This is a genomic window from Streptomyces sp. NRRL S-340, from assembly GCF_000720185.1.
Lineage (GTDB): Bacteria > Actinomycetota > Actinomycetes > Streptomycetales > Streptomycetaceae > Streptomyces.
The window spans coordinates 1-8273 of the sequence record NZ_JOIY01000086.1 but is presented as its reverse complement, the minus strand read 5'-3'; the positions used below and the strand labels follow the sequence as shown (position 1 = coordinate 8273).

Genomic DNA, 8273 nt, shown 5'->3' with positions numbered 1-8273 from the left:
CATGCCGGTCCAGCGCCTGGCTCCCGAGGGCAGCGCGCTACCCGCAGAGGTGCTGCTCGATCAGTGGGACCACGCGGGGCTCAACCTCTCATGACCGCCTCTCACGTACTCAGGGCAGCCAAGCAGACGGCCAACCGTGCGGGCCGGACCGCGCGGCTGCGACCACCACGCCCTGGGACTCGCGGAAGGCCGCCCTCCCACGAATGAGAGAACGGCCTCCGACCTGCGAGAAGCAGGGTCGAGATGACAGGATTTGAACTTGCGCTCCCTTTGACCTCCCGCGGGCCCTCTCGGCCCTGAGGCGGTCGCGCATCACGTCTGCCCGCCCCGATCGTGGGTGGGCAGCAGCGTCGAGACCGACGAACCCGCCCGGCGCATCACGCTGCGCGGCACCCTGCACGACGACGTCATCCGCACCCAGCGGCCGAGCGTGGAGGTCAGGGGACGTGCGCTGGTCCGGATCATCACCCCGGTAACCAATCACGGGGACGCCAACGGTCTCCTCGAACTGTTCCTGCCCGCGGCGCCGGACGCGGAGGTGATGCGGGCGATCGGCGACACGGCCCACGCGCTGACGTACATCGTCATCGCGAACCGGTCCTACACCGACGTGTACCAGTGGGGCCGCCGCACCGTCCCGCTGAGCCTGGCCACGAAGATCCAGCACCGGCTGCTCCGGTCACGGCCCCCAGCCGCCGAACCGCCTCTGGCGGGAAGCCCTCCGCCCGGCACCGGCGGTCCCCGTGCCGCTCTCCGGTCCGCCAGGCAGCACACCTCTCGGTCAACCACGTCGCCCCCCTCACTCAGGGCCCGCTCCCGCCTCGTTCTGCGGTCCTGCGTGCGGGAGCGGTGGGCGGCGCGGCGGTCAGGGAAGCTGGGGCACGATCAGACGAGCTACCTGGCGGCGTCCGGATCGGCGGATTGTGTGTCTCTGGTCTCCACGCGGAAAGGGTATGTCCCGGCTGAGGTGAATGCGTCGTGGATCGGCGTGATGAGCGAGGTGAGGCGGCGGACGTGGGTGTCGCCGATCGGCGTCCACAGCGCGGCGCAGTGCTCGTCGGTCTCGGCCTCGATCTGCTCGCGCGCCGCGATGCCGGCATCGGTCGCGGTGCCGTCGGCGTTGAGCCAGCCGCGTGCGACGAGGCGTGTCGTTGCCGCAGTCACCTCCTCGTCGTCCCACCGCCGGGTGGCACGCGCGATGGCTTCGGGGAAGTGACCTGTCGCGGTTTGCAGAAGGTTGCAGTCACAGGGGCCGAGGTTGTTGGCGGCGAGCACGGTGATGTGCGCGTCGCCGCGCCACTCCCGCAGTACCGTGATCTGCTGCCATAGTGCGACGAGCGGATCGGCGGGGAGAGGGACCGAGGCGTTGGCGGCAGCCATCGTCTTCCCGGCGTAGTCGGCACTCCGGACGACCCGGTCGATCAGTGATCGTGCCTCGGTGATCTGACCGGCGGTGATGTTCACGTCGACGCGCTGCAACGCGCGGCCGACGGCTGCGAAGCGGGCGGCCTGCCACTGCTCTGGCGTCGCTGTGTCCCACACGCCTGCCATGGCCTGCACCGACCGTGGGCTGAAGTTGTAGAAGGCCGCGAGTGTGACCTGCCACGGGACTGCGCCCATCGGGGCCGACCGGAACGCGAAGTACGCCGGTCCGTGCTCGGTCACGCCCAGCTTGGCGGCCTCTTCCGGTGCCTCGGGGATGAAGTAGACGAAAAGGTGGGTCGCGTTGATGATGAGGCTGACCTCGCGGACGGCTTTCAGGTCCGTGTCAGCGCGAGCGGAGGTGCTGGCAAGATGCATTGCAGTGGTCTCCCGGCAAGTGGAAGGGTCAGGATTGTCTTTGGTGCATCGGGTAGGTCAGGGCGGCTCCGGGGCGGTGATCCGTGCGGAGATCGCGCCGAGTTGCTGCACTTCGATCCGGACCGTGTCTCCCGGTGTCAGATAGGGGCGGTTGCCGGACAGCTCCTGGATGCAGCCGGTGCCCACGGGGCCGCTGGCGAGGATGTCACCGGCTCGTAGCGTGGTGCCGCGCGACGCGTGCGCCAGCATCTGGCCGAACGACCAGTGGATCTCGTTCCAGTTGCCGCCGCCGTAGTGCTCGTCGTTGACGTACCCGTCCATGCGCAGCGCATAGCCCTTGTGCGAGCGGTAGGGTTCCAGTTCGTCGGGGGTGACGAGGAACGGGCCCAGGCTGGTCGAGGCGTCTTTGCTCTTGGACGGGCCGTACACGAATGCCATCTCTCTCGCGGAGATGTCGCGTGCGCTCCAGTCGCAGTAGACCAGGTAGCCGGCGATGTGACTCTCCGCCGTGGCCGCGTCAAGGTTGGAGCAGTCGCCGGCGATCACCGCGGCGACCTCGACCTCGTAGTCCCACAACTGAGCGCCCGGGGCAATGGGTACCTCGTCGTACGGTCCTTTGATCGCCGCCGGGTTGGAGAAGTAGAAGAGCGGATACTCGTACCAGACCGGGCTGACCGTGCTGTCGCCGACGGCTGCCTTGCCCGCGTTGCTGATGTGGCGTTCGAACGCGGCGAAGTCCCGGACCGCCGGGGGCACCGGTATCGGCGCCAGCAGGCTGGCTGTGGCCAGCTCGACGATCTCGGTCGGTTCCCTGGTTGCGGCGGCCTCCAGGCCGCCTTCGGCACGTAGCAGTTCCAGCAGGCTCACGCCCACGGTGTGGATCTTGCTGTTGTGCACCACGCCGCAGCGCGGGGAGCCGTCGGCGGAGCGGTAGCTGACCCATTTCATCGGGCAAGCACCTGCCGGGTGTAGTCGTGGAGCCGTGGTGCGCCGACGCCGACGTGGGGGTCCGAGCGCCCGGCGTCGCCGAAGTCTGGCACGATCGGATCAGCAGCGCGGTCGGGTAGGCCAGCCAGGGGGTGGCTGGGCAAGTGTCGGCTGGGGGAGGTCAGCGTGACCTTGGGCTCCGGGCCGTCGGTGGTCTCCGGACGCCGGGAGCGATGGAGCCGGGCACCGCGGTCGAGGGCGTCGATCGTGTCGAGTTCGGCGGAGAGCCGGCCGGTCAGCCACCCGTTCTCGTCGGCGGGTTCCAGGTCGGCCCGGATGGACCGGGCGCCGGACGCGGCTTCAGCCTGGCCAGTCCCGACGTCCACGGCCCGGTCCCCACGCTGGAGGTGGATACGTGCGGGGCCGCGCCCGATACCGTCCGTGTCCCCTTTGATCACGGCCGTCTTCACGCGTTCACCGTCCGTGCGAACTTGACGATCTCCTCGGCGAACAGTCCGGGCTGCTCCAGAGCAGCGAAGTGGCCGCCCGCGGGGATGTCGTCGTTGAAGTAGCGCAGGTCGTGATAGGCGCGCTCGGCCCAGATGCGCGGGGTACGCGTCAGTTCGTCCGGGAAGACGCTGACCCCGACGGGAAGGTCCAGCTCGGTCAGAGCGAGCGGCTGCCGCGCGTACTCCCAGTACAGGCGGGCAGAGGAAGCAGCGGTGCCGGTGAACCAGTACAGGGAGATGTGGTCGAGGATCTCGTCGGGGGTGAGGGCGTCGGGCCGGGTCCAGTCGAGGAACTTCTCGTAGATCCAGGCGGCCTGCCCGGCCGGAGAGTCGGTCAGAGCGTAGCCGATGGTCTGCGGCCGGGTGCGCTGTACGAGGTGGTATCCGGAATGGACGGCGAGGAAGCGACTGCCCTGTTCGAGTGCGGTCTTCTCTTGTGGGATCGGGGCGTCGCCGACCGGTGGTGCAGCGAGGAATTCGGGGAAGTTGACGTGGATCGCACGCAGGCCCGGCGGCCGCTGCGCCCCCATGCGGGTCGCGATGACACCGCCCCAGTCGCCTCCCTGGGCCAGGTAGGAGTCATAACCGAGGCGCGACATGAGCACGCCGTACGCGCGGGCGATCCGGTCCGGGTCCCAGCCTGTCGAGGCGGGCTGGTCGGAGAAGCCGTAGCCGGGCATCGAGGGGACGACTAGGTGGAAGCCGCGCTCGGTGAGCGGGCCGGCGGTCCCCAGGAACTCCAGGAACGAGCCCGGCCATCCGTGCAGGAGCACCAGGGGGGTGGCGTCGGGGCGGGGTGAGCGTATGTGCATGAAGTGGAGGCCGAGCCCGTCGATGGTCGTGCGGAACTGGCCCAGGCCGTTGAGCCGCCGCTCCAGATCGCGCCAGTCGTACCCGGTGGCCCAGTACTCCAGCAGCTCCTCAAGGCGTTCTCGCTGCACGCCCTGGCTGTTGTCCGGTGCCGTCTCCCGGCCGGGAAGGCGTACCCGGTGGAGCCGGTCCTTCAGATCCTCCAGGGCACTGTCGGGGATGTGGATACGAAACGGTGTCACGCTGTCCGGTGTCATGGCCACCACGGTGCGGCCACGACGAGCGCGCAGTCCAATGATTGTTCCGATACAGGTAATACGGTTTGTACATAAGTGCAGTTAGAGTGGGGTGGTGTCCGAACGCTTCCCCGCACCCGTGGACCTCGACCTGCGGCTGGTGCAGTGCTTCACGGTGGTCGCCGAGCACCAGCACTTCGGTCGTGCCGCCGAGGCGCTGCACACCACGCAGCCGTCGCTGAGCCGGCAGATCCGCCGCCTCGAACAGCAAGTCGGCGTCCGCCTGCTCGACCGCACCACGCGCGGCACCCGGCTCAGCGAGGCCGGCGAGGTCTTCCTGCCTCAGGCCCAGGGGCTGCTGCGCGCCGCGGCCGAGGCGATGGCCCGCACCCGGGCCGCGGCCCGGCCCGGCAGCATCACCATCGGCTATACGAGGGGGCTGGCCATCACTGCGGCCGTGCGGGCCCTGCGCGACCGCAACCCCGATGCCGAGGTCCACACCCGCCTGCTCGCCTGGAACGACTCGCGCGGCGCGCTGCTGGAGCACCGCGCCGACGCGGTGGTGACGCGCCTGCCGTTCCCCACCGACCGGCTGCGTGTCACCGTCCTCTACGACGAACCGCGCGTGCTGGTCGTGCCCCGGGACCACCGTCTGGCCTGCCAGGAGTCCGTCACCCTCGGCGACATCGCCGACGAACCGATCCCCCACGTACGCCAGTCCGATGCGTTGCTGAACGCCTACTGGCGGCTCGATCCCCGGCCCGACGGGCGGCCCGCGCCCGAGGGTCCCCTGGTCGAAGCTCTTGAGGACAAGCACGAACTCATCGCCGCCGGGCAGGCCGTGGCCATCGGACCGCCCCTCGACCACGCGACCGGCCTGCATCCCAGCCTGACCACCGTCCCGTTGCAGGGAGTCGAACCCAGCCAGGTCGTACTCGCCACCCGCGCCGACGACCGCGGCCGTCTGGTCACCGCTTTCCGCAGGCATGCCGAAGCTCTGCTTACCGGAACCCACCGGGACGGACCGATCCCCGCGCCATGACCAGCCGCGGCTCCGCCCCCCTGCGTAGGCGATCACGGCCCGTGCCCGGTCCGCCGTCACAGCGTCCCGACGGGATCAGGGGGCTTTTCCCCGTGGACGTCCCGCGCATCGCTGAACCGGACGACACCGGGCGGACTGCGCTCGATCAGGGCACCCAACAGCAGTACAGCGCGGTCAGAGCCACACCTCGCGCGCCCCCCGACACCCGGCGACCACCGACACCCAATGACCACCGCGCTCACCACGACCGATACCAGCCTCCCAGCAGCACCCCGACCCTTCCAGCCGGGCCCCGTCCCTCCCAGCACAGCGCAGGACCCCCGCGAGTACGACCGGTCGGCAAACACCTTGTGAACGCGCTTGGCCAGGATCTCCGCGTCCTGAGGTCAGCCGTGAACCGGCCGAGCGCGGATCCGGCCGGGCAGACGGCCAGCACCACAGCGGCGGGGCCCGGCCCCACGCCCTTGATACTCCAGCTGTAGATCGTGATCTTCATGTCTGGGATGCGGCTTGTCGCCGGTGATGGCTGGTGCAGGACCGGGCTTGATGGCGACGTCGCCAGTCGGACCAGCCGAGCCGGTGGGCTGCGTCGTGGACCGGCCGGACGACGAGCGAGATGAACAGGCGCTGGATCTCGTTGCAAGACAGTGGGACCAGGTCGGCCGGTCCGGGACGGCGGGCGTGTTCGTCGGCACGAACGACGACGAGGAAGGCGTGGGCGAGCATGGCCAGGGTGACCCATCGGGTCCAGGAGGGACAGCGGCGGACCTGGTGCTCATCGAGTCCGGCGAGCCCCTTCTCGGTCTGGAAGGTCTCCTCCACCCGCCATCTGGATCCGGCGACCCGCACCAGCTTGCTCAGCGGCACCGGCTGGGGTGAGAAGCACCAGTAGTAGGCCAGTTCGCCGGTGGCACGGTTACGGCGGATCAGCAGCTGCTGGTGACCCGGGTCGGTCGGGGCCGGCCAGATCGATGACCGCCCAGTCGTAGAAGCGGTGCCCCTTCGCGCCGCGTCCGGCCGACAGCTTCTGCCAGGCCCGCTTCGGTAGCCGCTTGGCCAGGACGTCTGCCCGGAACTTACCGCCTTGAGTCGCGACTTCGGCCGAGCAGGCCACCGCGAGGACATAGCCGATGCCGCGTTCCTCCAAAGCCGCCCGCAGTGCCGGGTTGCTGCCGTAGACCTCGTCCCCGGTCACCCAGCCCACGCGGTGTCCGGCGTCCAGGAACCGTTCGATCATCGTGCGGGCCAGATCCGGCTTGGTCGCGAAGGCGGTGTCCCCGCCGAGCCCGGCGGCCCGGAAGCGTGCCGGGTCGCACGTCCAGGACCGTGGGAGGTACAGCTCCCGGTCCACCGCTGCGTGCCCCCGCTCGCCCGCGTAGACGAGGTAGACCGCGACCTGGGCGTTCTCGATCCGTCCGGCCGTGCCGGTGTACTGGCGCTGGACCCCGACGGTGCGGGTGCCCTTCTTCACGTCGCCGGTCTCGTCGACGACCAGCACCGCGGCCTCGTCACGGAGGTGCTCGACGACGTACTCGCGCACATCGTCAGGGATGGCATCGGCGTCCCAGACCGCCCGGCACAGCAGGTGCTGCATGCCGTGCGGGCTGGCCTCCCCGGCCCACTCCGCGATGGTCCAGCAGTTCTTGCGAGGCAGGTCCGACAGCAGGCCCAGCACCAACCGCCCGGCTCGCAGGCGGGGTTCAACCCGGGAGAACCGTCCCGCGATCCGCCCCATCAGGCCCTCGAACGCCTCCCGCCATCGGGCGGGATCTATGCTGTGACCTGCGGCCACCGTCTCGTCGTTAGTCCACACAACTCACGATGATCATCGGTGGCCGCACGCGTTTCCGCACCGGCCCCACTGTGGCTGAGGGCCCTACTTAGAGCTGCGAACAAAAGTGGGCCCCGGCGGGCGGCGCCCACTTTTGTTCGCAGCTCTTAGCCCGTTCGACAACCGCAACGCCCAACAGCAGAGGCCTACGGTGCCGACAGGGCTGTGCGCTCGGCTTTCTCCAGCCAGTCGGTGTACCAGCGGGCGAACGTCACCGGCGCACCGTCGTCGTCGAGCAGCGGGGCGAGGTCTACGTCGTCCACCCGGCAGTCGGACCAGATCGTGCCACGGTGGCTGCCGCTGATGATCAGCCATTCTCTCTGGGCGCAGCCCAGGTGGGAAATCACGATGGCGCCGGCGGTGCGCTCCGGCGCGAACATGACGGCTTCCCACCGCTCGTCCCACGCCCCGATGGCGTCGTCGAAGTCCTCGATGTCGTCGAAGTCCTCTTCCTCGGGGCGTTGGGCAAGAAGGTCGTCGAGCAGCTTCGGGTCCGGGCCCTGGTCGGGAAACGGCTCGGCAAGCCTCGACAGGTCGGCCAGGTCCGCGCCGTCGCCTTCCCAACGCCAGCGGCCTTGCACGCGCCGAACCGGGAAAAGGCCGTACGCGGGGCCGGCGCCGCCCGCGCCGACGTGGAGCAGGAAGGCCCGGTACTCCTCTGGCAGCCGCACGCCCGTCTGAGCCTCAAGTTCGACAAGCTCGCCCTGGGTAAGCGGGTCCTCCACGATCCATCGGTGTCCCAATGCCCCGAACACCTTGCTGCCAAAAGGCCCAGCACCCGCCGCCTCGACCCGCTCCCGCACGCCCACCCACCACTGATCGGTCATGCGCAGACCGTACGTGTAGCCACCGCCACCTGGGGCGCGGGGCCCACTGCTGCCGTCCCGACGGGCTCAAGAACGGCCCGACGCCCCAGGCCCCTCGGCACAACACGCACATCGGCCAGCTGAGCCCCTCAGTAGCCAGCCAGCGCACTCAGTCACGCCCGTCAACAAGATCACGATCTACAGCTGGAGTATTAAGATGTCGTCTCATTTGGCATGGTCGGTAGTCTGGGCTTGTGCTGATCGTGGAACGTTTGGTGCCGGACGAGTTGTACGACCTGTTCCAGCGGGTGG

General features: G+C 69.4%; 6 protein-coding genes and 1 pseudogene. 1 reads left to right on the top strand and 6 read right to left on the bottom strand.

Going from position 1 to position 8273, the window contains the following annotated elements; translation table 11 throughout:
- Positions 1-894 precede the first annotated feature (894 nt).
- The 4 genes from IG64_RS37020 to IG64_RS37005 are packed head-to-tail and all read right to left on the bottom strand — an operon-like array spanning position 895 to position 4303.
- Positions 895-1800: an SCO6745 family protein gene (locus tag IG64_RS37020; protein ID WP_037864877.1), complete on the bottom strand. Its 906-nt coding sequence runs from the start codon at positions 1798-1800 to the stop codon at positions 895-897.
- A gap of 57 nt (positions 1801-1857) precedes the next feature.
- Entirely contained in the window at positions 1858-2748 is an 891-nt protein-coding gene (locus tag IG64_RS37015; RefSeq protein ID WP_037864874.1) for a fumarylacetoacetate hydrolase family protein, read from the bottom strand.
- On the bottom strand, positions 2745-3197 hold the full coding sequence (locus tag IG64_RS37010; protein ID WP_051813829.1) for a hypothetical protein: 453 nt from the start codon (positions 3195-3197) through the stop codon (positions 2745-2747). Before IG64_RS37010 ends, IG64_RS37015 begins: the two co-directional genes overlap by 4 nt.
- Positions 3194-4303, bottom strand: a complete 1110-nt coding sequence (locus IG64_RS37005) for an epoxide hydrolase family protein (protein WP_078884437.1) — start codon at positions 4301-4303, stop codon at positions 3194-3196. The genes IG64_RS37010 and IG64_RS37005 overlap by 4 nt, the downstream gene beginning before the upstream one ends.
- A 94-nt stretch (positions 4304-4397) precedes the next feature.
- Between IG64_RS37005 and IG64_RS37000 the strand changes: the two genes are divergently transcribed.
- Entirely contained in the window at positions 4398-5324 is a 927-nt protein-coding gene (locus IG64_RS37000) for a LysR family transcriptional regulator (protein WP_037864882.1), read from the top strand.
- Between the two features lie 492 nt (positions 5325-5816).
- On the opposite strand, the pseudogene IG64_RS38035 reads toward IG64_RS37000, so the two are convergent.
- Both IG64_RS38035 and IG64_RS36985 read right to left on the bottom strand, forming a co-directional pair.
- Positions 5817-7059 (bottom strand): annotated as a pseudogene (locus tag IG64_RS38035) (IS701 family transposase).
- Positions 7060-7301: 242 nt separating this feature from the next.
- Positions 7302-7982, bottom strand: coding sequence for an SMI1/KNR4 family protein (locus IG64_RS36985; protein ID WP_037864870.1), 681 nt, complete (start codon positions 7980-7982; stop codon positions 7302-7304).
- Positions 7983-8273: the final 291 nt, after the last annotated feature.

What these genes read in the sequence shown, in the direction of transcription:
- IG64_RS37020 (WP_037864877.1), bottom strand. Translation starts at nt 1,800, where the DNA reads ATGCATCTTGCCAGCACCTCCGCTCGCGCTGACACGGACCTGAAAGCC.
- IG64_RS37015 (WP_037864874.1), bottom strand. Translation starts at nt 2,748, where the DNA reads ATGAAATGGGTCAGCTACCGCTCCGCCGACGGCTCCCCGCGCTGCGGC.
- IG64_RS37005 (WP_078884437.1), bottom strand. Translation starts at nt 4,303, where the DNA reads ATGACACCGGACAGCGTGACACCGTTTCGTATCCACATCCCCGACAGT.
- IG64_RS36985 (WP_037864870.1), bottom strand. Translation starts at nt 7,982, where the DNA reads ATGACCGATCAGTGGTGGGTGGGCGTGCGGGAGCGGGTCGAGGCGGCG.